Raw genomic sequence first — 26413 nt, 5'->3', positions numbered from 1 at the left:
CCCATCCCGTGACCCCACCGAGGGCGACGACGGAGGAACCCACCCCATGACCACGACCATCACCGGGGCCGCCACCGGGCAGTGGACGGCCCAGGGCGACCTGCCCGAGGCGGCCTGCTGGTACGGGCAGTACGACACCGCCGTGCCGCTGGGCAACGAGAAGAAACAGGTCCTCGTGGTGGCCGGGGCCGACGGCCGGTCCGCCGCCCTCGCCAAGGCCTGGCTGTTCACCCCCGGTGCCACCCCGGCCGACGCCGGGACCTGGAGCGCCGCGGGCCAGGTCCCGGGCGGCGGCCGCCGGCTGCACACCGCCACCCTCCTCGCGGACGGCGACGTGCTGGTCACCGGCGGCACCGCCGCGCCCGGGATCTCGCCCGCGCTCGGGTCCACCGCCGTCTACCACCCGAAGACCAACACCTGGACCCCGGCCGACGACCTGCACGAGGCCCGCTGGGGCCATGCCGCCGTCCGGACCGCCGACAACAAGGTGCTGGTCAGCGGTGGTTACACGGTCCGGTCCGGGGACTCGGCCCGGGCGCTGTCCTCGGCCGAGCTCTACGATCCGGGCACCCGCAGCTGGACCCCGCTGGGCGCGATGAACGACGCCCGCGGCGGTCACACCGCGCTGGCCTTCCCGGACGGCCGGGTCCTGGTCTGCGGCGGTACCGCGCCCATCGCCCCCGGCCGGGAGGCCGCCCTCGCCTTCTGCGAGCTCTACACCCCGTCCTCGTCCGCCCCGTCCACCGGGGCGTGGGCACCGACCGGGAACCTCGCCCGGCCGCGCAGCGGCCACCAGGCAGTGCGGCTGTCGGGCACCACGGCCCTGGTGATCGGGGGCAGCACCCCCGGGGTACCCGGCGACGGCACCTACGACCCGTACGCCCTGATCGACGCCGAGCGGTACGACCTCGCCACCCGGAAGTGGACGCCCGGCAGGCAGGTGCGCGGGGGCCGCGGACACCACCGGGCGGTACCCCTCGGGCCGGACCGGGTGCTGGTGATCGGCGGCGCCGCCGGCCCCGAGGACGCCGCCGGATTCCAGAGCGTGCTCGTCTACGGCACCGCCGACGACAGCTGGGCTCCCGCGGCCGGGCTGGCCACCGGCCGCTGGGCCTTCGCCGCCGCCGCGCTGTCCGCCACGGAGGTCCTGGTCACCGGCGGAACCGTGCGGTCGGGCCTGGCCGCCGCCGATCCGCAGACCGACGAACTCACGCGCGGCACCGAACTCTTCCGCACCGGAGACGGCTCGTGACGTCCAACGCGTACTCCTTCCTGCCCTGGCTGCGCACCGGCCTCACCACGCGGATCACGCAGGACGCGGCCGCGGGGTCCGGGAGCCGCCCGCGGATCCCGGTCACCCTGCGGCTGACCGGGGAGGGCCCGGACCGCACGGTGGACCGCACGCTGACCCAGCCGGTGCAGCTCTACGGTCCGGGGGACGTGGTGGGTGTGGACCCGCGCGCGATCTCCCGTACCGAGCCGCAGCCCTCCGTCACCGACGCCGAACCCAACTTCCTCGCGCACATCGAGTTCTACGAGGAGGACTTCCCCTGGCAGTACAGCCCGGCCGTGCCGGACGGGGCCAACCGGCTGTGCCCGTGGCTCGCCCTGATCGTGCTGGCCGGTGCCGCCGACCCGCAGGACGCGTCCGGCGGCGAGTTCCGCGAGGGCGGGCCCGCGGAGGGGCCGCTGCCGTACATCGTCGTCGCGGACGTCGGTACGCTGCCGCCGGTCGCCCAGCTCGGCGCCTGGGCGCACGTACACGTCAACGGCGACCTCGCGGGGACCGGCGGTGTGCTCACCGAGGTGATGGACGGGCCCCTGGAGGCCCTCGGGCAGCTGCTGCGGACCAGTCCCGACGACGCCTGCTCGCGACTGGTCTGCCCGCGCCGGCTGCGGCCGCTGACCACCTACCACGCCTTCCTGGTCCCGGCCTTCGAATCGGGGCGGCGGGCCGGGCTCGGCCTCGCCCAGGACGGGGTCGGGGCCACCGATCCGGGCTGGGAACCGGGCCGCCAGGACACCCGGCTGCCCTACTACCACCGCTGGTCCTTCCGCACCGGCACGGCCGGCGACTTCGAGTACCTGGTCCGGCTCCTCGACCCGGCCGAGGCCGATCCCGGTGTCGGCCGCCGCGACGTCGACGTCCACGAGAAGCCCGGCCCTGCCCTGCCCGGCATCACCACCCCGCCGTCCATCGGCGGCGTGCTCAAGCTCGGCGGCGCGCTGAAGGCCGTACGCCCGCACGACGACTGGGACAACTGGGACAGCAGGTTCACCGAGGCGGAGGGGCACCGCCCGCCCGCCGGCCGCTACCCGCACGATTTCCAGGAGGCGCTGGCCGCCCTGATCAACCTCGCCGACGACTACCCCCGGCTGCCGCCCGCCCAGGCGCACGCCCGGCTGGCCGCGCCCCTCGGCCCCGCCGCCGCGACCGGCGCCGAACCGGCCGACGGCGTCGACCCGGTCATCACCCCGCCGCTGTACGGACGCTGGCCCGCCCGCACCTCCCGGCTGCTGCGGGCGGCGGACGGCAGCCCGCTGCCGTACGACCGGAACTGGGTGCACCGGCTCAACCTCGACCCGAGGTTCCGGATCGCCGCCAACTTCGGCACGCAGGTGGTGCAGGCCCGGCAGGAGGAGTTCATGGCCGCGGCCTGGGCGCAGGTCGGTGACCTGGTGGACGTCAACCACCGGATCCGCGCCGCCCAGCTGGCCTGCGAGGTGGGGCTGCGGCTGCAGGACCGGCACCTCGGACCGCCGCCCCCGCCCCCCGGCGGGCCGGGCCTGCGGGCCGTGCGGGCGACGGCGCGCCCGGTGGGCCGGGCGCTGGCGCTCACCGCTCCGGCCCACCCCCGGGTCACCGTCCCGGTGTCCCGCCCGGCCGCCGCCGTGGCCGCCGGTCCGCAGGGCGGGACCGAGCAGGTCACGGCCGGGTTCAAGGTGGCCACCAGCCGGATCGCCGCCGCTCCGGTCTCGGCGGCCATGCGGCGGATCACCCGGCCCGGGTCACGGTTGATGCGGAGCATGGACTTCCCCGAAGAGCACCCGCCGGAGGCGCTGCTGCCGCGGATGGACACCGAGCCGGAGCTGGTCACCGCGGCTCCCGAGAAGGCCGTCCCGGCCGCCGTGGTGACCCCGGTCCAGGTCGACCGGATCATCCGGCCCCATCCGCTGCCCGACCCGGTGAAGTCCCTCCCGGTCAGCCCCGGTTTCGTACTGCGCCGCCCCGGGGCCACCCCGCCCGTTCCCCGGGTGCCGGCCGCCGCCACCGCTGCCGGACCCGATCCCGTCGACAGCGAGCAGGCCCGCCGCTTCAAGCTGGGGCTGAGCGACCTGTACGAGGGCTGGGGCACGGCCGCCGCCTCCGCCCGCACTCCGGTGCCCGGCCCCCTCGACGTGACGGGCACCGCGGGGCGGGTGCTCGGCGGACTCGACGCGGCCACCACCGTGCCCCGCACCCTGCTGAGCACGGTCCGCCTCGACGCCCCCCGACTGGCGCCGTTCGCCGAGCGGTTCCTGGAGGTCATGGCGTACCCGGTGATCGACCTGCCGATGTACGAGGCGCTGCTGGCCCTTTCGGCCGAGTCCTTCGTGCCCCACCTCGACCGGGTCCCGGTGAACACGGTCACCCTCCTCGACACGGACCAGGAGTTCATCGAGGCGTTCATGGTGGGCCTCAACCACGAGCTGGCCCGCGAGCTGCTGTGGCGCGAGTACCCGACCGACCAGCAGGGCACTCCCTTCCGCCAGTTCTGGGACCCGCGCGCGGCCGCCTCCGTACCGGAGGAGGGCGAAGCCGCCCGCCGCGAGCGGCTGTACGACATCCCGCCCCTCCACCGGTGGGAGGCGCGCAGCGAACTCGGCGCCCACGACCACCGGCAGCCGGACCCGGCGCGCAAACGGGACGAGCTGGTCCTCGTGATCCGCGGCGAACTGCTCAGGAAGTACCCGCACACCGCGGTCTACGCCCACCGGGCCCGCTGGAACCCGAGCAACGAGCAGCCGGACCGCAGGCGAGAGCGGTCTCCCGTCACCCCGCGCGACCCCGAGCGGCCCGGTACCGACGAGATCCGGCTGCCGATCCACGAGGCGCGGGTCGAGCCGGACATCACCCTGCTGGGCTTCGACCTGACGGCGGCGGAGGCCAGGGGGAACGCCGTGGATCCGGGCTGGTTCTTCGTCCTGCAGGAGCGCCCGGGGGAGCCGCGGTTCGGTGCCGACGACGGAGCGCCCGTCAAGGTGGAGGTGTGGAACGACCTGACCTGGGAGGACCTGGACCCGGGCGGGCGGCGCGGGTTCATCGCCCTGGACGGCGCCACGCCCGTCGTCGAGCTCGTGGACGTCGACGACCCGGCGGAGGACGAGGAGAAGACCGCCCAGCACGGTGAGGACACCGCGCTGCGGTCCTGGCACGCCGGCCTCGACTCCGCCGACGTCGCCTACATGCTGTTCCAGGCCCCGGTCATGATGGCCGTGCACGCACAGGAGATGCTGCCCCGTGGCTGACCTCGCCCGCACCCACCCGGTCCTGCTGGGGCCGGTCCGGCTGGAGACCCGGTTCACCGCGACCGAGCTGCTGGTGCGCATCTTCCCGGACGAGTGGTCGGTGGACGGCGTCCAGCCCCTGCCGACCCGGGCCGAGCTCGGTGCCGTCACCGCCTACTGGACCGCCCTGTGGCGGGCGGCCGGTGAGCCCGGGGGCGAGCGGGCCGCATGGCAGGAACTGACCGGGCGGGTGGCGCAGGGCCGGGCCGCCCATCTGATCCGCACCCACGTGCCCGCGAACCCCGCCGACCGGCCGTCCGGCCTCCTGGCGGGCACCACCGTCCTGGTCATCACCACCGAGCGGGCGCTGCCGGCCGGGGACCGGCCGGCCACCGTGGCGTACTGGACCGCCGTCTGGCAGGCGCACGGCGACCGCGGGCGCACCCGGACCGCCGACGCGGCCCTGCTCGCCGCCGTCGGACCGGGCCGCGCGGCCGCCGTCCGGGCCCGCCCTCCGGCCGGCCTGGAGGGCGCCCCGCTCACCGCCGCGAACGAGGTGGCGGTGGCCTTCCTGGTCGTCCCGCCGCCGCCCGACGCGGAGGTCGCCCCGCAGTCGTGGACCCGCCCGGCCGAGGCCGTGCTGCTGCCCGACCGGTTCGAGGTGTTCGGCTACCGCGACGGCCGGCTGGTCTGCCGGGCCACCGGCGCACCGGTCACCGGTCCGCTGCCCGTCGGCCCCGACCCGGCCACCCCGCGCGAGGAACAGCTGCGGGTGGACGAGGGGACGGGCGCCCTGCGCGTGCCGCCCGCCCTGGCCTGGCTGACCGACTTCGACGCGGCGGTCGCCGCCGGGATGGCCGTACGCATCCCGCTGGACGACACCCTCCGCACGGGTCTGCACCGGCTGGTGGTCCTCGGACTGCGCACCGGGGCCACCCCCGAGGAGTCCGCCGGGCAGCTGGCCGAGCTGATCGGCCACCAGGTCCGCAGCCCCGCCGGGTTCGCGCTGCTCCCCCAGGGCACGCCCACCAACAACTCCGAGGAGACCGCGGCCGGCCCGGACCCCCGCCGGGAGACGGAGGCCGCGCGCCGGGCGGTCCACGGCCTCTCCGCGGACACGCAGCCCGGGGACCGGGCGGCCCGGACCGACGGCCGGTGGCTCGCCGAACTCCTCGGTATCGATCCCGCGGCCCTGACCGGAGTCCCGCACGCCGACGGCACCGATCTGCGCGAGGCCCGTGCCGCCAACACCGCACTGTGGCCCGCCACCTGGGGCAGCCACCTGCGGACCGTGCTCCACCCGATGCTGTCCGAGGAGACGATCGCGCAGACCCGGGACTTCTTCCTGCGCCACGTCTCCGGGCGCGGCCCGCTGCCGGTGGTCCGGATCGGCCGCCAGCCGTACGGGATCCTGGTCACCACCGCCTTCGGACAGCTGACCTGGCCCGGACCGGACCGGCACCGGGCCGGGCTCCACCGGGTGCTCACCGAGGCCGCCGCGGACTGGGAGAAGGCCACCGCGCATGTGGCCCGGCTCGGCACCGCCGACCGCGACACCCACCGGCAGCTGCTGGACATCCTCGGCCTGCACCCGTCCTCGGCCGAGTTCCACCAGCGGTACGCCCAGTCCGTCGACGACCTGTTCAACCGGGAGGACCTGGGCGGTCAGGGCCATCTGGTCGTCTCCGCCCTGGAACAGCTGCGGATGGCCGAACCGGTCCGGGCCCTGCTCACCCGGCTGGGGGCCGACGGCGCCGACCCTGACCTGCTCGGCCGGCTGTTCACGGACGGCCAGCATCCGCTGCTCGGCCCGCTCGTCGACGACCGGCCGCCGTCCGAGACCCGGCCGGTCCGTCCGTACACCACCGCGCCCGCCCGGAACTACCTCCAGTGGCTCGCCGGGCACGCGGGGACCGACCTGGAGGCCGTCCGGCAGGAAACGGGCTTCGAGGACGACGCCCGCCCGGCCGCCCTGCTCCACCTGCTGCTGCGGCACGCCGTCCTGGTCACCTGGGTGGAGACGGGCCGGCGGCTCGCCCTCGCCCGGGGTCTGCCCGCCCCCTCCCCCGCCGACCCGCCGTTCATCCACATCGCCGACGACCCGGAGCAGCCGGAGGTGCTGCTGCCCAGCGAGAGCCGGTACCGCCAGCTGTACGCCCCGGCGCCGGAGATCACCGGCAACGGCGAACCGCTGCACCGCTTCGTTCCCGCAGCCCTGGCCGCCGGACATCCCGCCACCGCCGAACTCCGGGAAGTCGTCGAGGCGCTGGAGCTGCTGGCCAAACTCCCCACCGCCCGGCTGGAGCGCCTCGTCACCGAGCACCTGGACTGCGCCACCTACCGGCTCGACGCCTGGCGGCTGGGCCTTGCGACCGAGAAGCTCATGGACCTGCGGTACGGGCCGGACGGCGCCGGCATCCCGCGCCGCGGCCTCCACCTGGGGGCGTACGGCTGGCTGGAGGACGTCACCCCGCGCACCGGTCTCCTGGACGAGGCTCCGGTGCCGCAGGAGCTCCGGGACGTCTTCGGAGCGGCCGCCCTCCCCCACGACCCGCGCAACGGCGGCTGGATCCACGCCCCCTCCCCGGCGCAGGCCGCGACGGCCGCCGTGCTGCGCGCGGGCTACCTCGCCAACGGCCACCGGGAGGGCACCGCCGCCTTCGCGGTGGACCTCGGCTCGGGGCGCGTGCGGACCGCCCTCGCCCTGCTGGACGGGCTCCGGCAGGGCCAGTCGCCCGGCGGGATGCTCGGCCGCATCTTCGAACGCGGCCTGCACGAGGGCCATCCCGACGTGGAGCTCGACCGGTTCGTCCCCCTGCTGCGCGGTGCGTTCCCGCTGCGGGCGGGCCGCCTGTCGGACGGGCCCGCGTCGCCCGACGAGGTCCGGCTGGTCGAGGCCCGCACCGTGGTGGACGGTCTGGAGCTGGTCCGCCGGGCCACCCGGGACGGCCTGGTCCACTACCCGTACGGCGCCGACGGCCTTCCCGAGGACGCGACCGGACGCCAGCGCGACGCCATGGACGCGGAGCTGCGGAACCTCCTGGACATCCACGACGCGCTGGCCGATCTCGCCGTGGCCGAGAGCACCCACCAGACGCTCCTCGGCAACGCCGAGCGCGCCGCCGCCACCCTGGACGCGTACGCGAAGGAGGGCTTCCCACCCGACCCGGAGGTGGTCCGCACCCCGCGCAGCGGCACCACCCTCACCCACCGGCTGGCGCTCCACCTCACCGCCGGCCTCGGCCCCGACCACGGCGCCGGGGCGGCCGTCCGCAACAGCCCCCGGGCGCGCGCCGAACCCGCCGTCAACGACTGGCTCACGGGACTGCTGCCGGACCCCGAGGACGTGGCGGTCCAGGTCACCTGGACCGACCCGGTCTCCGGCGCGCCCCGCGAGCGCGTGATCACCCAGGCGGAGCTCGGGCTGCAGGCCGTCGAACTGCTGTGGGCGGTCCGGCCCGCCGGAGAGGCCTCGACGGGCGACCTCGACGACCGGATCGTCCGCGAACTGCTCGGCGCGCTCCTCCCGCCCCGGCCCGACGCCCGCCCCGTCATCCACTACACCCGCCGGGTCCCCGGGAAGATCACCTTCTTCGAACTCGCCCCCCTGATCGGTGCGCTGCGGGGGCTGCTGACCACCTCCCGGCCGCTGCGCGCCACCGACCTGATGCCCGGCGCCGGCACCGTACCGGTGGACCGCACCGCCGACGAGGCCGTGCACCTGCGCCGGGAGCGCCCCGCCAGGGTCCTGGAGTCCCTCACGGAGCTCAGGACCCGCACCGCGCAGTTCCGGGACGGGCTCGGAGCGCTGCTCCCGGCAGGACCGCCGCCACCGGCGGCCCGCACCGAACTGCTGCACCGCATCGACGAGTTCCTCGCCGGGTACGCGGACCTCGCCGCCGGGGCCGGCCGGTTCGGCCTGCTCCGCAGCGGCTGGGCGGAGCTCTCCGTCTGGCGCCGCCAGGTGTTCACCGACGTGCTCGCGGCCGTCGCCGGGACCGCCGCCCGGATGGACCGGGCCCTGCGGCAGGCGGACGGACTGCTGGAGCAGTACGACCGGCTGCCGCGGGACGTCCCCGACGCGGAGCGGTACCGCCTGCTGCGGCAGGCCGAGCGGCTGCTGCGCACCGTACCGGCCGACCCGTCCCCCGAGCCGCCCGCCCTCTACCGCGCCGTCCTGCGTTCCCGCCGCCAGGAGTTCGCCGACCGGCAGGCCGACCTCGGCGCGGTGCGGGAGACCGCCCGCACCACCCTGTCGGGCCTGCTCGCCGAGGTCGCCGCGCTGCTGCCGCTCGGCGACCTCGACCCGGTGGGGCTCGACCTCATCCCGTACGGCGACCGGGTGGTGGTGCAGGCGCGTGAACTGCTCGCCCGCACCCGGGGCCTGCTGGAGGAGGCGGACGGCCGGATCGGCGCCGCCGAGCAGTGCCTGCGGGCGTACGACGCCGCGGTCACCGGACCCGACCGGGTCCGCGCCGGGCTGGACGCCCTCAAGGCCCTGCTCGGCGAGGACGTGCTCGCCGTACCCGAGTTCACCCCGTCCGAGGCGCTCGCCGCGGACTGGCGTGCCGCCCTCCGGGACAGCGACGCGCTGATCGCCCACCTGCGCAGCGACCCGCCCGCGCCCCGCAGTTTCCCCGTGGAGGACTGGCTCCACGGCATGGCCCGGATCCGGGACAAACCCCGGCTGTGGGAGAAGACGGTGGTCCTCGCGGACGCCCTGAACGGCTATGGCGGCCTCACCGTCACCCGGGAGGAGCCCCGGCTGCTCCCCGTCCAGCTGCCCCACCGGCCCGGCGACCACTGGCTGGCGATGGACTTCCCCAAGGATCCCCGGCGGCGGCGGGCGCTCGACGAGGACCGCGTGCTCTACACCGCGCACTACGCGGCCCGCACCGCGCAGCCGCTGCCCGGTGTCACCGGCGCCTGCGGTCTCCTCCTCGACGAATGGACCGAGGTGGTGCCGACCGGGCACGAGACCACCGGGATCGCCGTCCACTACGACGGCCCGGACTCGGAGCCCCCGCAGGCCATGCTGCTGGTCGCGCCGCCGCGCCCGGACGGCGACTGGAGCACCGGGGACCTGCTCGCCGCGATCGCCGACACCTTCGACCTGGCCCGGGCCCGCGCCGTGGAACCGGCCCACCTGGAGGACACCGCGTACGCGCAGCTGCTGCCCGCCACGGTCATGTCCGCGACCCGCAAACCGATCACCGTCAGCACCGATCTGGCGCTCGGAAACCTCCGCTGGAAGGCGACGGCCCATGACTGAACCGGCCCGGATCGAGTTCCCGCGCGCCCTGGACGAGCGCCACGAACCCACCGTCGGTGTGTGGAACCGGCTGGAGGGCCGACCCCGTACCGCCGACTTCACCCGGGCCCTGCGGGCGGAGATCCGCGACCCGCTGTGGATGCTCACCCGGCAGTGGCAGTTCGGCGAGTTCCGGGCCTCGGACGCCGGCTCGCCGGTGACCGCCACGTACTCGGTGAGCGCTGCGCCGCCCACCCGCTACCGTCCGCCGACGGGCCCGGTGGAAGCGCTGTCCGGTGCCCGGCCCCTGGAGTCCGTGGCCGAACGCCGCCCGCTGGCCTTCCGGTTCGGCCCGGACCCGGTCTCCTTCGACCTGCGGCTGACGATGGGGCACCGCTGGCTGAAGCTGATCCGGGACCTGGAACTGGCCGCGGTGGAGGACTTCCGCGGGCAGTACGTCGCCCGGTACCCGGTCGTCCTGCCCGATCCCGAGGACCCGGCGGACACCGCGCGGGTGGCGCACCCGGAGGTGTGGGCCACCCTGCAGGCCGCCGCGGGCCGCCAGATGGACGGCTACCTGCTCTACCGCCACCTCAAGGACGGCGCCGCTCACCTGGCCTCGGACGGGATCGTCGACATCCTCCACCTCCACTACGAGGAACTGAACGCCCGCGGGAGGGAGTTCACCGCCTGGTTCGACACGCTGATCGACCGTCCCGAAGCCGCACCGGCCTGGGACCCCGGCCGGCTGGAGCACCGCTTCTCGGTGGCCGTGGCGGCACCGGACGGCGAGCAGGTCCTGACCGCGCCGGAGTACCCCGGGGGCGAACTGGACTGGCACGCCTTCTCGCTGGACCGGCGCGGCGGCCCGCTCGGCGGCACCCCGCCCGCCCCCGCCCCCGTCCACCGCACGGTGTTCCCCACCCCCGTCCGGTTCTCCGGCATGCCGCTCCCCCGCTGGTGGGCGGTGGAGGACGGGCGCACCAACTTCGCGGCGGTGCGCCCGGACAGCACCGACCTGGCCCGGCTGGTCTTCCTGGAGTTCGCCCTCGTCTACAGCAACGACTGGTACCAGCTGCCGTGCGACCTGCCGTCCGGCACCCTGGCCTCGGTGCGCGGGCTGAGCGTGACCGACGTGTTCGGCACGAAGCTGTGGATCACCCCGGCCCCCGCCGGGACCGGTGACCCGCGCCGGCGCTGGACGATGTTCAGCCTGGACCCGCTGGACGCGCCCCGTCCAGCGGGAGGCGAGCCGGGTCCGGGCGGCCCCGCCCCGGGCGGTCCGGCGGCCGAGCGGCCCGTCCTGCTGCTGCCGCCGGGCGCGCCCACCGTCGCGGAGGGGCCGGTGCTGGAGGAGGTGCTCATGGTCCGCGACGAGCAGGCCAACCTGGTCTGGGGGCTCGAGCAGACGGTCCGTACGGCGACGGGCGAGCCGCGGCGCGGCAGTGAGATGTCCGCCGAGAGCACGGCCCACCGGCTCCGGCTCCAGGACCCGCCGGCGCCCGGTGAGGCACCGCGCGCCCCGGTGGCGTACCGGGCGATGAACTCCGTGCCCGAGCACTGGATCCCCTTCATCGCGGTGCACACGGGCGAGAACCGCCGCTCGGTGCGGCTCCGGCGGGCCGCCATGCCGCACGCCGTCGACGGCAGTGCGGTCCGGCCGCGGACGGAACTGCTGCGGGAGGGCCTGGACGCGACTGCGCCGCAGACCGGACCCTCGGCCTACTACGTCAACGAGGAGGAGGTCCCGCAGGGGGGCTCGCGGCTGACGGTGGCCTTCAACCGGACCCGCGGCCAGGACGGTCAGGTGACCGTCTGGCTGAGCGCGCGCCGCGGTGCGGGCCGCGGCGAGACCTCCAGCGGCCTGGCCTTCGACCACCTGATCCCGTCCCCGAAGCCCGCGCCCGTGCCGGCGCCGCCGCCCCCGCCCGGCGTCCGCTGAACGGGTGCGGCCGTACCCGTAGGCCCGGGACTCCGACCAGGCGCTATTGTCCCTCTGCCGGGCCTGGTCCGGTTCACGGAACGTGGGTTTCAGGGGAGGACGGGCAGAGCAGTGGGCGACAAGAACAAGACGGTGCAGCCGCTGGAGCTGGAGGTCGACGAATTGTCGTTGTCCCTCCTGGGCTGGCAGATCGACGAGATCGAAGCCCGCCTGGTCACCACGACCTACGGCAAGAAGGACCACTTCCAGGAGATCGCGCTCTCCGGAACGGCCCGGTTCCTCGGTGAGGACTGGTCCGACCGCTTCAGCGGCGGCGACTACGCCCCCGCACTCCTCCTCGCCGTCGGCCGCACGGGCTCTCCCACCGCACCCCGCTACAAGCGGGTGTTGATGGAGACGGTGAAGAAGGTCTCCAAGCGTCCCCAGCGCTTCTCCGAGAAGAGCAGCTCCTGGGAGTGCAAGACGCCGCTCACGCCCGAGGAGATCACGCTCCGGATCACCGCCCTCGACGTGGAGGAGATCGACTCCGACTTCGCCCTCCCCGCCAAGAAGTTCTCCGTGCTCCCGGTCGAGGTGATCGACGAATCGACGCACGCCGGGGTACGGCTCACGGTCACCACGAGCAGCGCCCACGTCCTGCGCGACACCTACGACGCGCAGCTGCGGGTGCACCTCGCCGGCACCGCCGACTTCGGCACTCCCGGCCAACTGCTCGCCGCCCACCTCGCCGCCGACGACTGGCGGGACGAGGACTCGACGCTCGAGGACGAGTGCCCCTTCGAGGTGAGCATGCCCGGACTGGTCGTCGAGGTCCTGGAGGAAGGGGGCTTCCTCCTCGGCAAGCGGGAGATCAGTCTCTACGGCAGCATCCCCGTGGGCGAGTCGGGCAAGCTGCCCGCCCGCAGGCCCCGGTGGATCGCCGACGCCGGTGACGACCTCGACGAGTACGCCGGGCCGCCCGCCCGCGTCCTCGTCCGGATCGTGGATGCGGACGACCTGTGAGCGACCTGGCACGCCACCTGCTCGCCCTGCAGGACACCCTCGTCCGTGAACATGCCCAGGCCCCCGGCCTGTTCGGTGAGATCGCCCGCATGGAGGACCTCCTCGCGGACACCTATCGCAACCGGGTGCCCTACGAGCTCCTCCAGAACTCGGACGACGCCGGATCGGTCAACGTCGTCGTGGAGGACCTCGGCGACGGCCGCTACACCTGGAGCAACGACGGACGGCTCCTCCACGCGGGCGACGTCGAAGCGCTGTGCCGCAGCGCCAGCTCGACCAAACTCCGCGGGGGCGGCTCGATCGGCTACCGCGGCATCGGTTTCAAATCGCTGGCCGCCCTGGCCACCCGTATCGAGGTCCGCTCGGCCGGCGTTGCCTTCACCTTCGACAAGGCGGCCTCGGCGGCCCTCCTCGGCGAGCCCGCCGGTGCCCCGCTGCCGCTGATCCGGATTCCCTCGGACATCCGCGACGGCGGCCGGACCGAGGGCACCGGCTTCACCATCACCTGCCGTCCCGGCTCCGACGGCGGGCTGGACGCCATCGACCCCGTCAGCGCCCTGTTCCTGCGCAACGTGACACGGATCGAGACCCGGTCGGCCCACGGCACCCGGCACGTCCAGGTCGATCGCGGGCCGTCCGAGGTCGTCCTGCGCCTGCACGAGGGCGACGCGCGGTTCGGGGTACTGGTGCACGGCACCGCGACGGTCGCCGTTCCGCTCAACGCGCGCGCCCTGGCGATGACGGGCGTCCGCGGAAGGCTCGCCTGCTTCCTCCCGCTCGACGACGAGGTCGGACTGCCGGTCGTGGTGTCGGGCGACCTGCTCACCGACCCGTCGCGTACCCACGCCGTGGTCGCGGACGCGTCGACGCGGCAGGTCCTGGCCGACGCGGCCCGGGCCCTCGCCGACCGGCTGCGCAGTCCGGGCGACCCGGTGTCGGAGCGACTGTGGGAGCTGCTCCTCGAAGGCGAGGACATCCGCAGCCTCCTGGTCTCGGCGGGAACTTCCGCGGCCACCGTCCTCCTCACCGCGCTGCGGGAGGAGATGACGGCGCGCCGCCCGTCCTTCGCGTACTCGAGCCTGCCCCTCGAACCGCAGGACGTGCCCGTGCTGTTCCCGGCCGGGGCGCCCGCCGCCCTGTACGCACAGCGCAATCAGGCGGCCGCCAGGGCGGCGAAGGCCGTACTGGGGCTGCGCACGCTCGATTTCACCGGCGTGGTGAGCGGACCCGGGGCCTCCGGGCTGTCCGAGGCCCTCCGGGGCCGGCTGGGCCGGCACTTCGGGGAACTGGCGCGCACCCACGGCCGGACCCTCGCCCCGGCGGAGCGAGAGCTCGTGGAAGCCGTGACGGATGATTCCGGGACCCCGGCCGCGAAACCCGCCGCGCTCCCCGCCCCGGCGCCGGCGCCCCGTACGGGTGCCGGCGACACCCCCGGGCCGGGAAGCTCCTTCCCCGTCGTCATGGAACGCTGGCGCACCGCCGAGGTCGCCACCATGGAGTTCCTGGGCGGCCGCGGCTGGAACCTGAGCGACGTCAGCGGCCAGAACGTCGGCTACGACCTGGAGGGGACGGACGCCGAGGCCCGGCCCGTACGGATCGAGGTGAAGAAGGTCGACCGGCCCGATGCCCGGTTCGCCATGACGAACAACGAGATGTCGCTGATGCTCACGGCCCCGGGCGGCTACCTGCTCGCCGTGGTGGTCGGCGACGGACGGCACGCCAAGCTCCTGCTCCTCGATCCCTCCTCCGAGGACCTCCCCCGCGAACGGGTCTGCCGGCGCTGGGACTGGGAGTTCACGGACTGGGCCCGCTTCGCCCGGGTCGTCGAATAGACCCGCCCGGCTTCCCGTCGGGTGCGTCCCGGGCGGGTGGCCGTGCGGGTGTCGGCCCCCAGGGGGTGTCGCCTTCCTGGACCGCGGCGCATTCCGGGACGGCACTGTCCGTCAGCAGTTCCGGACCCAGGCGTGGGAGCGGGGCGGCCGGAGCGACCCGCTCAGATTGCCCCTGGTCCCCACCTCCACGCAGCCCAGCAGCTCCTGCTCGGCAGGCTGCGCGTAGTAGAGGACATCGACCTTGGTGGCCCCCTCGGTGAGGTCGAAGCCGTTGTTGTGGACCGAGCGGGGCGCGCTGCGCGCTGTCCAGGAGCAGGGGGCCGGGCCGTCTATCCAGTCGGCGTCGCCGTCGACCCAGGCGCACATCTCGCCCCGGCCGTCCTCCTCGGAGAAGAAGCAGACGGCCCCGCGCCGGCACCGGTCGTACCCCACCGCCTCGGCGGAGCCCCCGAGGGTGAGCAGGCCCGAGCCCCATGCGGCGCCCAGGCCCGCGAGCGCCGCCGTCCCGGCCGCGAGCAGCACGCGGCGGCGCCGCCGCGGCCCGGGAGCGCGCGGTGCAGGCGGGGCGCTGCCGGGAGCGGGCGCCCGGCCGGCGGCCGCGGCCTGCACCCGGCGCAGCAGAGAGGCCGCGGTGTGCGGGGCACGGTCCTCGTGTCTTCGGGCCAGGCAGTCACGGACGATGTCCCGCCAGTGCTCCGGAAGTTCCGGCGACAGGCGCAGTTCCTCCTCGCCCCGGGCGTAGCGCAGCGCCGCGTCCCGGCGGGCGCCGGGCGTGCCGCCGGGCAGCGGCAGCGAGCCGGTCAGGACGACGTGGGCCAGCACGCCGAAGGCCCAGATGTCGGCCGACGGGCGGACCTTCGTCCCGCGTTCGCCGACCTCCGCCCAGAGCAGGTCGGGCGGGGTGTAGTCGGGGGTGGCGAAGGCCGGTGAGTAGGCGTGCGTGCCGTCCAGCTCCGCGGCCATGTTGAAGTCGCCCAGCCGCGCCGAGCCGTCCGCCATCAGCAGGACGTTCCCCGGCTTGAGGTCGCCGTGCACCCAGCCCGCCCGGTGGAGTTGGTCGAGGCCCTCGCAGACCTGGGCGAGGAGGGCGGGACCGGCCGGCGGCACTCCGTCGGCGAGCAGGGTGTCCAGGGAGCCCGCCGCCTCCTCCAGGACGAGCACGGTGGCGCCGTCGAGTTCGGGCCGGGCGGGGTCGTCGATCGTGAGCACCTCGTACAGCCGGATCAGCCGGGGGGTGCGGACCCGGCGCAGCACCTCGGTCTCGCGGTCGGCGAGCTCGCTCAGGTGGCGCAGCTGGCGCGGGGTGCGGGTGCCGGTCGGCAGGACCTTGAGCGCGGCACGGCCGGGCAGGCCCGGCTCGGGTAATGCGCGCCGGGCCGCGTACACGCTGCCGAAGGCGCCGGCTCCCAGCGGGTGCCCGACGATCCAGGGGCCGATCCGGTAGCCGTCCGGGACCGTGAGGGCGCCGGGGTACCCGGCCCGGCCGGTCAGCGGCCGGTACCGGTCGGGGCGGCCGGGAGGGCCGCCAGGTCCTGCTCGCGAACGAGGTCGAAGCGCAGGGCCAGCGAGACCAGGGTCTCCTTCTTGCCGACCAGCCGCGGCCCCGGTTCCGCCGTGTCGGGGCCGGGCTTGAGGCGCAGTTTGACCGCGAGGTAGTCGATGTTCCACTGCACGGCGGCGCGGTTGGCGGCGGGCCAGGACGGCTTGAGCCGTTCGACCACCTGCTCGACGGTGGGCAGGGGCGCGTGCGGTTCGCCGCGCAGCCGCGGCTCGCAGAGCGCGGTGAGGACCAGGAAGTAGCGGCTGGAACGGTCGAGCGGGAAGGCGAGTACGGTCGGCTCCCCGGCGAGCTCGCCGGGCTCGTCCCGGTCGGCGTAGTCGTGGCGCGGCGCCCAGACGTCCAGGGTGAGCAGTTCGGAGCCGGCGGGCAGGACGATCCGGGCGAACTCGAACGGGACCGGTGCCTCCAGCCGGCCGGGGCCGATCTTGATGTGCTCGCCGGCGCCCTCGGGGTTCTCGACCACGTACGTCGCCGAGCGGGAGAAGTTGCTCAGCGACCAGTACGTGCCGGTGGCGGTGATCTCCCCCGCGGAGCGCGAGACGCCGGCGTGCGGGACGTACAGCATGTGCGGGGCGTGCGGAGTGTTCCGGGTGTGCTGAATCTGCACGGTGTTGCTGCTTCCGCCGCTGTCGGCGGGTCCGCGGCCGAACCGGAGGGTCTGCCCCGGTGCCAGGCGGATCTGTGCGGCCGGGGACATGGTGGGCCCCGGAACGACGATGATGCTGTCCACGCTGCTTCCTTCCCCGATGGTGCAGGGGAAGGTTAGCCAGTGGAATCAATCGTTCCGGCAACGATGGCACGTCCCGGCGAACGGTGTCCCGGCTCAGCACTCGCCGCGCCACTCGAACCGGTCGATGGTCCGGCCGCCCGCGGGAAGGTTTCCGCGTCCCTCGTCCCAGCCGCGGTGCAGACAGGCGCTGCCGCCCTCCCGGAAGTACACCTGCACGTGGTCGTAACCCGGCTGCGTCGTACCGTTGTTGAAGAAGGACCTGCGCAGCCCGCACGTGCTCCGGGGGTCGTCGTCGGCGGAGCGGCAGACGGTGCCGGTGCCGTCGGCCCCCGAGTAGAAGCAGACGTTGCCGGGCGGGCAGTCCTGCCAGGCGGGGGCCGGTGTGCCGGTGCAGTTGCGGCTGGTGACGCTCGGCCATTCCTTCGCGGTGCCCGAGTACTCGACCCCGTCGAAGTGGGCGGGCACGCGGTGGGTCTCGTCCGTGAAGTCGCCGGAGGCCAGGTAACGCTGCTCGTAGTGCAGGTGGGACCACTCCGAGGCGCCCGTGGTGCCGATGCGGCCGATCTGCGTGGACGGCTGGACGGCGTCGCCCTTCTTGACGTACCTCGCCGGGTCGTCCTTCAGGTGGTAGTACGCCGTGAACCATCCGTTGCCGTGGCTGACCTGGATGGTGTTGCCCGAGCCGTTGGTCCAGTACGTGGCGGACACCGTGCCGGCGGCGGACGGCAGGACGGGCAGTCCGTCGGATCCGGTGTTGCCCTCCACGACGAGGTCCAGCGCCGGGTTGTGGCCCCAGGTGTTCAGCTGCCAGGCGGTCCCGCACGGGAAGGGCAGCTGGAACAGCGGCTTCGCGGCGGCGGCCGCCCCCTGACCGGCGGGGGCGGAGGCCGCGACCGAGGCGGACGCCGGCGTACCCGCCAGCGCCAGTCCCGCCACACACATCAGCACCACTGCCCGCAGCCTGCTCAAGTACCGCAGCACGTCTTCCCCTCCCGGCCCCTGTGGACGGCGCCCGGACGGGCGGCCCGGCGTCATGGTCGGGGGCACCGGCCGGATCGCACCACCTCGCAGCTACGAGGACGGGGTGCGGGCAGCGGCGTGCTATTCCTAGGGCCCGTCCTGCCGATCAGGCCGGGCCCTAGGGCTCGATCAGGCCCACCCGGATCGCGTACCGGGTCAGTTCCAGACGGTCGCGCATGCCCAGCTTCTGGAGCAGGTTGGCGCGGTGGCGCTCGACGGTCTTGGCGCTGATGACGAGGAGGTCGCCGATCTCCTTCGAGGAGTGGCCCTCCGCGACGAGCTTGAGGATCTCCTCCTCGCGCTCGGTGATCGCCCGGGCGGGCAGCGGATCGCCCTGGCGGGCCCGGTCGAGGTAGTTGCGGATGAGGGTGGTCTCCGCGCCGGGATAGATGAACGGCTCGTCCCGGATGGCCGCCCGGCACGCCTCGACGAGGTCACGGTCGGCGACCGACTTGGGGACGTAGCCGGCCGCGCCCGCCTTGAGCGCCTCGAAGAAGTACTGCTCGTTGTCGTACATGGTCAGGATGAGGATGCGCAGGTCCGGCCGCAGCCGGGAGAGTTCCCGCGCGGCCTGCAGCCCGGTCATCCGGGGCATCGCCACGTCGAGGACGGCGAGGTCCACCTCTCCGCCGCGGGCCAGGGCGACGGCCTCGGCGCCGTCCCCGGCCTCGGCGACCACCGTCAGGTCCGGTTCGGCGTCGAGGATGAGCCTGACCCCGCGCCGTACGAGGGCGTGGTCGTCGGCGAGCAGGACACGGGTCGGCGGCCGTTCCGGGGTGGTCAACGGTTCCCCTCCCCGTGGCCCCGGGCGGTTGCGGCCGCGTCGGCGGGAGCGGTCGCGGCGGCCGCGGCGGCGGAAGGAACGTCCAGCCGTACCTCGGTGCCGCCCTGCGGGCCGCCCCCGATGGTGAGGTCCGCGCCGATCAGCAGGGCCCGTTCCCGCATGCCCTGGATCCCGGCGCCCTCACCGGCCGGGCCGATCCCCTTGCCGTCGTCCCGTACCAGCAGCCGTACCGCACCGCCGGGCCTGCCCGCCAGGTGCACCTCGACGGAGCTCGCGCCCGCGTGCCGGGCGGCGTTGGTCAGGGCCTCCTGGGCGACCCGGTAGACGACGAGTTCGGCCGCTTCGTCCAGTCGGGGGACGCCGGGGGCGATCACGTGCCGCACGGTCAGCGAACCGCTGGTGAACTCGGCCGTCAGCGCGCGCAGGGCGCTGTGCAGCCCGAGCTCCTCCAGTACTCCCGGGCGCAGCCGCCGGGCGACGCGCCGGATCTCGTCGAGGCTGGTCCGGGTCGTCTCCTGCACCTGGTGGAGCTCCTCCTTCAGGGGGGCCGGAGCCCGGTCGGCGACGTGCTTGAGCTGGAGCAGGACCGCGGTGAGGGTCTGGCCCACCTCGTCGTGGAGCTCCTGGGCGATGCGTCGGCGTTCGGCCTCCTGCGCGGACAGGGCGCGGGCGCTGCTGCCGGCCCGCTCGGCCTCCAGCCGGCCCAGCATGGCGTTGAAGGAGGTCGTCAGCTCGGCCACTTCACCGGGACCCTCCACCCGGGCCCGGCTGCCGGGGCGCAGCAGGTCGACCCCGCTCATCGCCCGGGTCAGCCGGCCGAGCGGCGCCAGCCCGATGCGCAGCAGGACGGCGTTGGCGATCAGCATGGCCGTCAGTCCGGCGAGCAGCACCACGGCCTCGCCGAAGAGGACCGGGGTGGAGACGGTGACCGGACCGAGCAGCAGCAGGACCGCCGTGACGAGGACGGCCGCGTTGAGCAGGAAGATCCGCCAGTACAGCGACACGGTCGTCTCTCCCCTCGCTCCGGTGTCCGCCGCTCCGGCGGACCGCTTGCTTCCACTATCCCTGCCGAAGCTGCCCCGCACCTGCGGTGACCTGCGGCGGGATCCATGTCCCCGCCTCAGCCTGTCGTCCGCCGGGGGCCTTGTCCATCCGTGCCGACACCCATATCCCGTGCCCTGCGCGAAGTGGCACCATGAGCCCGCGCAGCATCCGGAACCCTGCTTCCGCCAGGCTGCGCCGCACCACGGCCGAACACGAAGCAAGGGGGGACAGAGCTGTGCCTGCTCCACGGATGAGCACCACGCCACTGCCCGGCATCGGGGTCCAGTACGACCTCACCACCCGCGAGCACCGCCACCTGTCGGTGATCGCCCACCGCGACGGGACCCGCACGGTGAACGTCTACCGCGCGGACGATCCCGACGCGTGTGCGCAGTCCCTGCACCTGACCGGGGCGGAGACCACCTCGCTGATCGACGCGCTGATGCCGGCGCACCACAGCCCCAATCTGCTGCACACCACCGACCTCGGGCTGGTCGCCGAGCGCATCGAGCTGTCCGCGCACTCGCACTGGAACGGCCGGCTGCTGGGCGAGACCCGGATGCGGACGGAGACCGGTGTCTCGATCGTGGCGGTCCTGCGCCGGGCCGAGGCCCGGCCCTCGCCCGCGCCCGACTTCCGCCTCGCGGGCGGGGACACGCTCATCGTGATCGGCACCCGCGAGGGCGTCGACGCGGCCGCTTCCATACTCGGACGGGAGTGATCGCCTGTGCACTCCGCCGTCTTCCTGATCGAGTTCGGTGCCATCATCCTGGGCCTGGGCCTGCTGGGCAGGCTCGCCGGCCGCTTCCGCTTCTCGCCGATACCGCTGTACCTGCTGGCCGGTCTCGCCTTCGGCACGGGCGGTCTGCTGCCCATGGGCGCGAGCGAGGAGTTCGTGGCGATCGGCGCCGAGATCGGCGTCATCCTGCTGCTGCTGATGCTGGGCCTGGAGTACACGGCCACCGATCTGGTCTCCAACCTCAAGACCCAGTACCCGGCCGGGCTGGTGGACTTCGCGCTCAACGCCGTGCCCGGCGCGGTCGCCGCGCTGCTGATGGGCTGGGGTCCGGTGGCCGCCGTGGTCCTGGCGGGGGTCACCTGGATCTCCTCCTCCGGCGTCATCGCCAAGGTGATGGGTGACCTCGGGCGGCTCGGCAACCGCGAGACCCCGGTCATCCTCAGCGTCCTGGTCCTGGAGGACCTGGCCATGGCCGTCTACCTGCCGATCATCACAGCGCTGCTGGCCGGGGTCGGTCTCGCGGCGGGCAGTCTGACGCTGGCGATCGCCCTCGGTGTGGCGGGCGCGGTGCTGTTCGTGGCCGTCCGCTACGGCCGTCTCATCTCGCGGTTCGTCTCCAGCGACGACCCGGAGAAGCTGCTCCTCGTGGTCCTCGGTCTGACCCTGCTCGTCGCCGGCATCGCCCAGCAGCTGCAGGTCTCCGCCGCGGTCGGCGCGTTCCTCGTCGGCATCGCCCTGTCCGGCGAGGTGGCCGAGGGCACGCACACCCTGCTCAGCCCCCTGCGGGACCTGTTCGCCGCGGTGTTCTTCGTCTTCTTCGGCCTGCACACCGACCCGGCCAGCATCCCGCCCGTCCTGCTGCCCGCGCTCGCGCTGGCCCTGGTCACCGCGGGCACGAAGATCGCCACCGGGTACTGGGCCGCGAAGCGGGCCGGAGTCGGGGTCAAGGGCCGCTGGCGGGCCGGCGGCACCCTCGTCGCCCGCGGCGAGTTCTCCATCGTCATCGCGGGTCTCGCCGTCACCGCGGGCATCGAACCCGCCCTCGGGCCGCTGGCCACCGCCTACGTGCTCATCCTCGTGGTGATCGGGCCGCTCACCGCCCGGTACACCGAGCCCGTGGCCGCGTGGTGCAGGGGGCGCCGCGCCGTGCGCCCTCCGCTGCTCGCCGCCGTACCCTCCCCCGCGAAGTCCCCGGAGGCCGCAGCGGAGACCGCCGCCGACCAGGACCCCGCCGGGCGCCCCTAGGGAGTGTCAGGGCGGGGCCGCGGTTTTGGACCGGTGGGCCGTACGGGGCTCCGCACCCAGCCGGTTCACCGCCAGCGCGGCCACGACCAGCCCGGCCGCCAGCACGAGCCCGTTGGGAAGCGTGACCCCGGCCACCGCACCCCAGACCCCCAGGAGCACGGCCAGCCAGGCACCGGCCCGCCGGTACGGCCGGGGCGACCGCGGGGTCCGCGGGCGCCCTGCGCGGGGGTTCCGGCCGGGGCGGTCGGCCCTAGGTCGTGTCTTGCCGGTCAGGCCGGGCTCGCGGCGCCCGGCACCGCTCCCTGATCCGGCCCGATCGACAAGACACCCCCCAGCATCGTCGGATCGCGGCATTCGCGGCATGACCCCGCTCCTTTCCGTCGACCGGGCGACGGAGCGGGAGCGGGCTCCCCGCCGCGGGCGCGGGCCGCTCCACGTCGACGCCCTCGGGACATGGGGGTGTTCATCGTCCGGGCGAGCCCGCGCAGCGGCCGGCGCGCGGGGCGCCGAGGGCCCGGGGGCGCCTGCGGGAGGTGGCCGGGAGGGGCTTCGCGGACACCCTCAGCATCACCCGGCCCGCCGGCCCCGCACATCGGGGCCGGCACCCATCTTGTGCACCGCGGTCAGCAGATGCGCGGCAGCTGCTCCCCGATCGGCAGGTCGACCACGCGGGTCCCGCCGAGGGCGGTGCGGGCCACGACCAGCCCCGGGTGGGCGTCCACGGCCTCGCCGATCACGGCCGCGTGGCGGCCCAGCGGATGGGCGCGCATGGCGTCGAGGACGGCATCGGCGTGCTCGCGGGGCACGAAGGCGACCAGCTTTCCCTCATTGGCCACGTACAGCGGGTCGAGGCCGAGGATCGCGCAGGCGTTCGCGACGGCCGCGGGGACCGGGACGCGGCCCTCGTGGATCACGACACCGGTGCCCGAGGCGGCCGCGATCTCGTTCAGGGAGGCCGCCAGGCCGCCCCGGGTGGGGTCGCGCAGCACGTGGAGGTCCGGGGTGACCGCGAGCATGCTCTGCACGAGGCCGCCCAGGGCCGCACAGTCGCTCTGGATGTCGACCCCGAACTCCAGACCCTCGCGGACGCTCATGATCGCGACCCCGTGGAGTCCGATCTCGCCGCTGACGATGACGACGTCACCGGGTACGACCCGTTGCGGGCGCAGGTCCACCCCGTCGGGGATGATCCCGATGCCCGCGGTGTTGATGTAGATGCCGTCCCCGTGGCCCGCTTCCACGACCTTGGTGTCGCCGGTCGCCACCTCCACGCCCGCGGCCCGCGCGGCCGCGCCCATGGCCTCGGCGACGCGCGCCACGACCGACATCTCGACGCCCTCCTCCAGGATGAACCCGCAGGACAGGTACGCCGCCCGGGCACCGCTCATCGCCAGGTCGTTGACCGTGCCGTTGACCGCGAGGTCACCGATGCCGCCACCGGGGAAGAACAGCGGTCGCACCACGTACGAGTCGGTGGAGAACGCCAGCCGGACCCCGCCCAGGGTGAGCGCCGCGGAGTCCCCGAGCTGGGCCAGCACTTCGCCGCCGAACGCCGGGGCGAAGAGGTGCTGGACCAGTTCGGCGGAGAGCGCGCCCCCGCCGCCGTGCCCCATCACCACGCGGGGACGGTCCCGCAGCGGGGCCGGGCAGGTCCAGCCCGTGATGTCGAGTGCGGTGTCAGACAACGGGGCTCGCCTCCAGCGGGGCGGTCGGGGCGGACGGGGCTGCGGGCACGGTCCCCAGCTCCAGCCGCCGGTAGAGGTAGTACGCGGCGCAGGCCCCCTCGCTGGAGACCATCGTGGCGCCGAGCGGGCTGCGCGGGGTGCACAGCGTGCCGAAGGCCTCGCACTCGTGCGGTTTCAGCAGCCCCTGGAGCACCTCGCCGCTGCGGCACTCGGCCGGCTCCCGGGTGTTGATGCCCGTGACCGAGAAGCGGTGTTCGGCGTCGAAGTCCCGGTAGCGCTCCGACAGCCGCCAGCCGCTGTCGGGGATGACCCCGATGCCCCGCCAGGCCCGGTCGGTGACCTCGAAGACGTCCTCCAGCATGGCGAGGGCGGCCGGGTTGCCCTCGGGGCGCACCGCCCGCGCGTAGGCGTTGTCGACCGTGTGCTCGCCGCGCTCCAGCTGCCGCACCGCCCGGCGCACCCCCTCCAGGATGTCCAGCGGCTCGAAGCCCGTCACCACGATCGGTACCCGGTGGCGCGCGGCCAGTTCGGGGTACTCGCGCACGCCCATCACGCTGCACACGTGCCCGGCGGCGAGGAAGCCCTGCACCCGGCAGCTCGGCGACTGCATGATCGCCTCGATCGCCGGGGGGACCCGGACGTGGGAGACCAGCAGGCTGAAGTTGGGGATGCCGAGCCTCTTCGCCTGGTGGACCGTCATGGCATTGGGCGGCGCCGTGGTCTCGAAGCCGATGCCGAAGAAGACCACCTGGCGCTGCGGGTTCTCCTGGGCGATCCGCAGGGCGTCGAGCGGGGAGTAGACGACGCGTACGTCGCCGCCCTCGCTGCGCACCTGGAACAGGTCGCGGCCGGTTCCCGGCACCCGCAGCATGTCCCCGAAGGAGCAGAAGATCACATCGGGGCGGGAGGCGATCTCCAGCGCCTTGTCGATGACCTCCAGCGGGGTGACGCACACCGGGCATCCCGGACCGTGGATCAGCTCCACCTGTTCCGGGAGCAGTTGGTCGATGCCGTGCCGGATGATCGTGTGCGTCTGGCCGCCGCAGACCTCCATCAGGGCCCAGGGGCGGGTGACGGTGGCATGGATGTCGTCGAGCAGCCGGCGGGCGAGAGCGGGGTCCTGGAACTCCTCGATGTACTTCACGGCCGGCCTTCCTCCTGGGGTGCGGCCAGGGCGGCGGCCCCGGGCCGGGGTTCGGGTTCGTCGGCGAAGGGCCAGGGGTCGCCACCGGCCGCGGCCGCCTGCTCCCACGGGTCGCCGAACTCCTCCTGCAACATGCCGAGCTGGGCGAAGAGTTCGAGCGTCTGCTTGGCCGACTCCTCGTCGAGGCGCTGGAGGGCGAAACCCACGTGGACGATGGCGTACTCGCCCACCTGCAGGTCCGGCAGGTATTCCAGGCACACCTCCTTCTGCACACCGCCGAAGTCGACGGTGGCCATGCGGGTGCCGTCCTTCTCCCCGATGTCGAGCACTCTGCCGGGCACCGCCAGGCACATGGGCTTCTCCTTGCTGTGGGTGGTGTCAGGGGGTGTCGTGGGCGGCGGCCACCATGAGCTGGCCGAGGGACAGCCCGCCGTCGTTCGGGGGGACCCGGCCGTGCCGCAGGACGTTGAACCCGGACGCGCGCAGCATCCGGGCACACGCCGAGGAGAGCAGGGTGTTGGCGAAGACCCCGCCGGTCAGGGCGACGGTGTCCAGGCCGTGGCGGCCGCGCGCGAGGTCGCAGAGCGCGACGACGAGGGCGGCGACGGAGGCGTGGAAGCGGGCCGCGATCAGCGCCGGTGCGGTGCCGGCCCGGAGGTCGGCCACCACGGCCGCCAGTACGGGCGCGGGATCGGCGGTGACCGGCCCGCCGTCCGGGTCGGGCGGCACGCGCAGGCCGAAGGCGTAGCCGGGTCCGGGGTGGTCCGGGCCGGATCCGGGGCCCGCCGGGTGTGCGCCGAGGGCCGCGCCCTCCAGTTCGATCGCGGCCTGCGCCTCGTAGCCGGCCCGGTGGCAGATGCCGATCAGGGAGGAGACGGCATCGAAGAGACGGCCCATGCTGGAGGTCGGGACGCAGTTCAGGCCGCGTTCCAACTGCCGCTCCAGAACCTGGAGTTCGTCCGCAGGGCAGGCTGCCGTACAGGGCAGGTCCGGGGTCCGGCCGATGCCCGCGGCCCGCAGATGGGACAGCGCCATGCGGTACGGCCGGTGCACGGCCGCGTCGCCGCCCGGCAGCGGGACGTACGCGAGGTGGGCGAAGCGGGTGTACCCCGCGTAGTCGGCGAGGAGGACCTCGCCGCCCCATACGGCGCCGTCGTCGCCGTAGCCGGTGCCGTCGAAGGCCACGCCGATCACCGGGCGGCCGCCGTCCAGCCCGTGCTCGGCCATGGCGGAGGCGATGTGGGCGTGGTGGTGCTGGACCCGGACGAGGGGACGGGTGCCCGCGGCGCGCAGGGCCCACCGGGCGGAGCGGTAGCCGGGGTGCCGGTCGGCGGCGAGGCGCACGGGGGTGACGCCGGTGATGGACTCCAGCTGCTGCTCGGCCCGTTCGAGGGCGTACTGGGTGGCGAGGTCGTCCATGTCGCCGATGTGGGCGGACAGCCAGGCCCGGCGCCCTTCGCCGAGGCAGAAGGCGTTCTTCAGGTCCCCGCCCGCGGCGAGGGTCGCGGGGACCGGCACGGGAAGGGCCAGGGGCAACGGGGCGTACCCGCGCGAGCGCCGTACGGTCAAGGTCTCGCCGTCGCACACCCGCACCACGGAGTCGTCGCACGGCACGTGGATGGGCCGGTCGTGCGTGAGCCAGGCGTCGGCCAGGGCCGCGAGCCGGTCCAGGGCCTCGTCGTCGTCGGTGACGATGGGCTCCCCCGCGAGGTTCCCGCTGGTCATGACGAGCATCCGGGGGCCCGGGGGATCTCCCGGGAGGCCGAGCAGCAGGTGGTGGACGGGGGTGTACGGGAGCATCACGCCGAGGTCGGGACAGCCCGGGGCGACCGCGTCCGCCGGGGCGTGCCGCTCCGCCGCCGCCCCCGCGCGGCGGCGGAGCAGCACGATGGGGCGTACGCCGCCCGGGTGGAGTTCCCCCTCCACGGGTCCCACGTGCGCGAACC

At 74.6% G+C, this 26413-nt stretch carries 18 protein-coding genes; 8 read left to right on the top strand and 10 right to left on the bottom strand.

Annotation, left to right across the window (positions count from 1 at the left end):
• Positions 1 to 46 precede the first annotated feature (46 nt).
• From ACWGE1_RS06670 to ACWGE1_RS06645, 6 genes are all read left to right on the top strand, one after another.
• Positions 47 to 1252, top strand: coding sequence for a Kelch repeat-containing protein (locus ACWGE1_RS06670; protein WP_453419456.1), 1206 nt, complete (start codon positions 47 to 49; stop codon positions 1250 to 1252).
• Positions 1249 to 4509: a hypothetical protein gene (locus ACWGE1_RS06665; protein ID WP_453419455.1), complete on the top strand. Its 3261-nt coding sequence runs from the start codon at positions 1249 to 1251 to the stop codon at positions 4507 to 4509. Before ACWGE1_RS06670 ends, ACWGE1_RS06665 begins: the two co-directional genes overlap by 4 nt.
• Positions 4502 to 9760 (top strand): hypothetical protein, encoded by a 5259-nt coding sequence (locus ACWGE1_RS06660; protein ID WP_453419454.1) that lies wholly within the window; start codon positions 4502 to 4504, stop codon positions 9758 to 9760. The genes ACWGE1_RS06665 and ACWGE1_RS06660 overlap by 8 nt, the downstream gene beginning before the upstream one ends.
• The gene (locus ACWGE1_RS06655) at positions 9753 to 11681 is read left to right on the top strand and encodes a hypothetical protein (protein ID WP_453419453.1); all 1929 of its coding nucleotides are present in this window, start codon (positions 9753 to 9755) and stop codon (positions 11679 to 11681) included. The genes ACWGE1_RS06660 and ACWGE1_RS06655 overlap by 8 nt, the downstream gene beginning before the upstream one ends.
• 111 nt (positions 11682 to 11792) lie before the next feature.
• Positions 11793 to 12683, top strand: coding sequence for a hypothetical protein (locus ACWGE1_RS06650; RefSeq protein ID WP_453419452.1), 891 nt, complete (start codon positions 11793 to 11795; stop codon positions 12681 to 12683).
• Entirely contained in the window at positions 12680 to 14515 is a 1836-nt protein-coding gene (locus tag ACWGE1_RS06645; RefSeq protein WP_453419451.1) for a sacsin N-terminal ATP-binding-like domain-containing protein, read from the top strand. The genes ACWGE1_RS06650 and ACWGE1_RS06645 overlap by 4 nt, the downstream gene beginning before the upstream one ends.
• A gap of 111 nt (positions 14516 to 14626) precedes the next feature.
• Here the strand turns inward: ACWGE1_RS06645 and ACWGE1_RS06640 are convergent, their stop codons facing one another.
• The 5 genes from ACWGE1_RS06640 to ACWGE1_RS06620 form a co-directional block, all read right to left on the bottom strand.
• Positions 14627 to 16006 (bottom strand): serine/threonine-protein kinase, encoded by a 1380-nt coding sequence (locus ACWGE1_RS06640; protein WP_453419490.1) that lies wholly within the window; start codon positions 16004 to 16006, stop codon positions 14627 to 14629.
• On the bottom strand, positions 16003 to 16806 hold the full coding sequence (locus ACWGE1_RS06635; RefSeq protein WP_453419450.1) for an FHA domain-containing protein: 804 nt from the start codon (positions 16804 to 16806) through the stop codon (positions 16003 to 16005). The genes ACWGE1_RS06640 and ACWGE1_RS06635 overlap by 4 nt, the downstream gene beginning before the upstream one ends.
• A 93-nt stretch (positions 16807 to 16899) precedes the next feature.
• Complete coding sequence (locus ACWGE1_RS06630) at positions 16900 to 17787, bottom strand: peptidoglycan DD-metalloendopeptidase family protein (protein ID WP_453419449.1); 888 nt, start codon at positions 17785 to 17787, stop codon at positions 16900 to 16902.
• 157 nt (positions 17788 to 17944) lie between these two features.
• On the bottom strand, positions 17945 to 18610 hold the full coding sequence (locus tag ACWGE1_RS06625; RefSeq protein ID WP_453419448.1) for a response regulator: 666 nt from the start codon (positions 18608 to 18610) through the stop codon (positions 17945 to 17947).
• Positions 18607 to 19614: a HAMP domain-containing sensor histidine kinase gene (locus ACWGE1_RS06620; protein WP_453419447.1), complete on the bottom strand. Its 1008-nt coding sequence runs from the start codon at positions 19612 to 19614 to the stop codon at positions 18607 to 18609. The genes ACWGE1_RS06625 and ACWGE1_RS06620 overlap by 4 nt, the downstream gene beginning before the upstream one ends.
• 290 nt (positions 19615 to 19904) lie before the next feature.
• Between ACWGE1_RS06620 and ACWGE1_RS06615 the strand changes: the two genes are divergently transcribed.
• Positions 19905 to 20375: a cation:proton antiporter regulatory subunit gene (locus ACWGE1_RS06615; RefSeq protein ID WP_453419446.1), complete on the top strand. Its 471-nt coding sequence runs from the start codon at positions 19905 to 19907 to the stop codon at positions 20373 to 20375.
• A gap of 6 nt (positions 20376 to 20381) precedes the next feature.
• Entirely contained in the window at positions 20382 to 21638 is a 1257-nt protein-coding gene (locus ACWGE1_RS06610) for a cation:proton antiporter (protein WP_453419445.1), read from the top strand.
• Between the two features lie 6 nt (positions 21639 to 21644).
• On the opposite strand, the gene ACWGE1_RS06605 is transcribed toward ACWGE1_RS06610, so the two are convergent.
• The 5 genes from ACWGE1_RS06605 to ACWGE1_RS06585 all read right to left on the bottom strand — a co-directional run.
• Positions 21645 to 21797: a hypothetical protein gene (locus tag ACWGE1_RS06605; RefSeq protein WP_453419444.1), complete on the bottom strand. Its 153-nt coding sequence runs from the start codon at positions 21795 to 21797 to the stop codon at positions 21645 to 21647.
• A gap of 464 nt (positions 21798 to 22261) precedes the next feature.
• Entirely contained in the window at positions 22262 to 23323 is a 1062-nt protein-coding gene (hypE, locus tag ACWGE1_RS06600) for a hydrogenase expression/formation protein HypE (protein WP_453419443.1), read from the bottom strand.
• Positions 23316 to 24467, bottom strand: coding sequence for a hydrogenase formation protein HypD (gene hypD / locus ACWGE1_RS06595; RefSeq protein WP_453419442.1), 1152 nt, complete (start codon positions 24465 to 24467; stop codon positions 23316 to 23318). The genes hypE and hypD overlap by 8 nt, the downstream gene beginning before the upstream one ends.
• Positions 24464 to 24820: a HypC/HybG/HupF family hydrogenase formation chaperone gene (locus tag ACWGE1_RS06590; RefSeq protein ID WP_453419441.1), complete on the bottom strand. Its 357-nt coding sequence runs from the start codon at positions 24818 to 24820 to the stop codon at positions 24464 to 24466. The genes hypD and ACWGE1_RS06590 overlap by 4 nt, the downstream gene beginning before the upstream one ends.
• Before the next feature lie 25 nt (positions 24821 to 24845).
• Positions 24846 to 26413: Kae1-like domain-containing protein (locus ACWGE1_RS06585; protein WP_453419440.1), on the bottom strand; the 1568-nt coding region annotated here is incomplete at its 5' end.

It is taken from the genome of Streptomyces sp. NPDC054932, assembly GCF_053610205.1.
This window is presented reverse-complemented; position numbering and strand designations above follow the sequence as displayed.

What these genes read in the sequence shown, in the direction of transcription:
- ACWGE1_RS06670 (WP_453419456.1), top strand. Translation starts at nt 47, where the DNA reads ATGACCACGACCATCACCGGGGCCGCCACCGGGCAGTGGACGGCCCAG.
- ACWGE1_RS06590 (WP_453419441.1), bottom strand. Translation starts at nt 24,820, where the DNA reads ATGTGCCTGGCGGTGCCCGGCAGAGTGCTCGACATCGGGGAGAAGGAC.
- ACWGE1_RS06655 (WP_453419453.1), top strand. Translation starts at nt 9,753, where the DNA reads ATGACTGAACCGGCCCGGATCGAGTTCCCGCGCGCCCTGGACGAGCGC.
- ACWGE1_RS06615 (WP_453419446.1), top strand. Translation starts at nt 19,905, where the DNA reads ATGAGCACCACGCCACTGCCCGGCATCGGGGTCCAGTACGACCTCACC.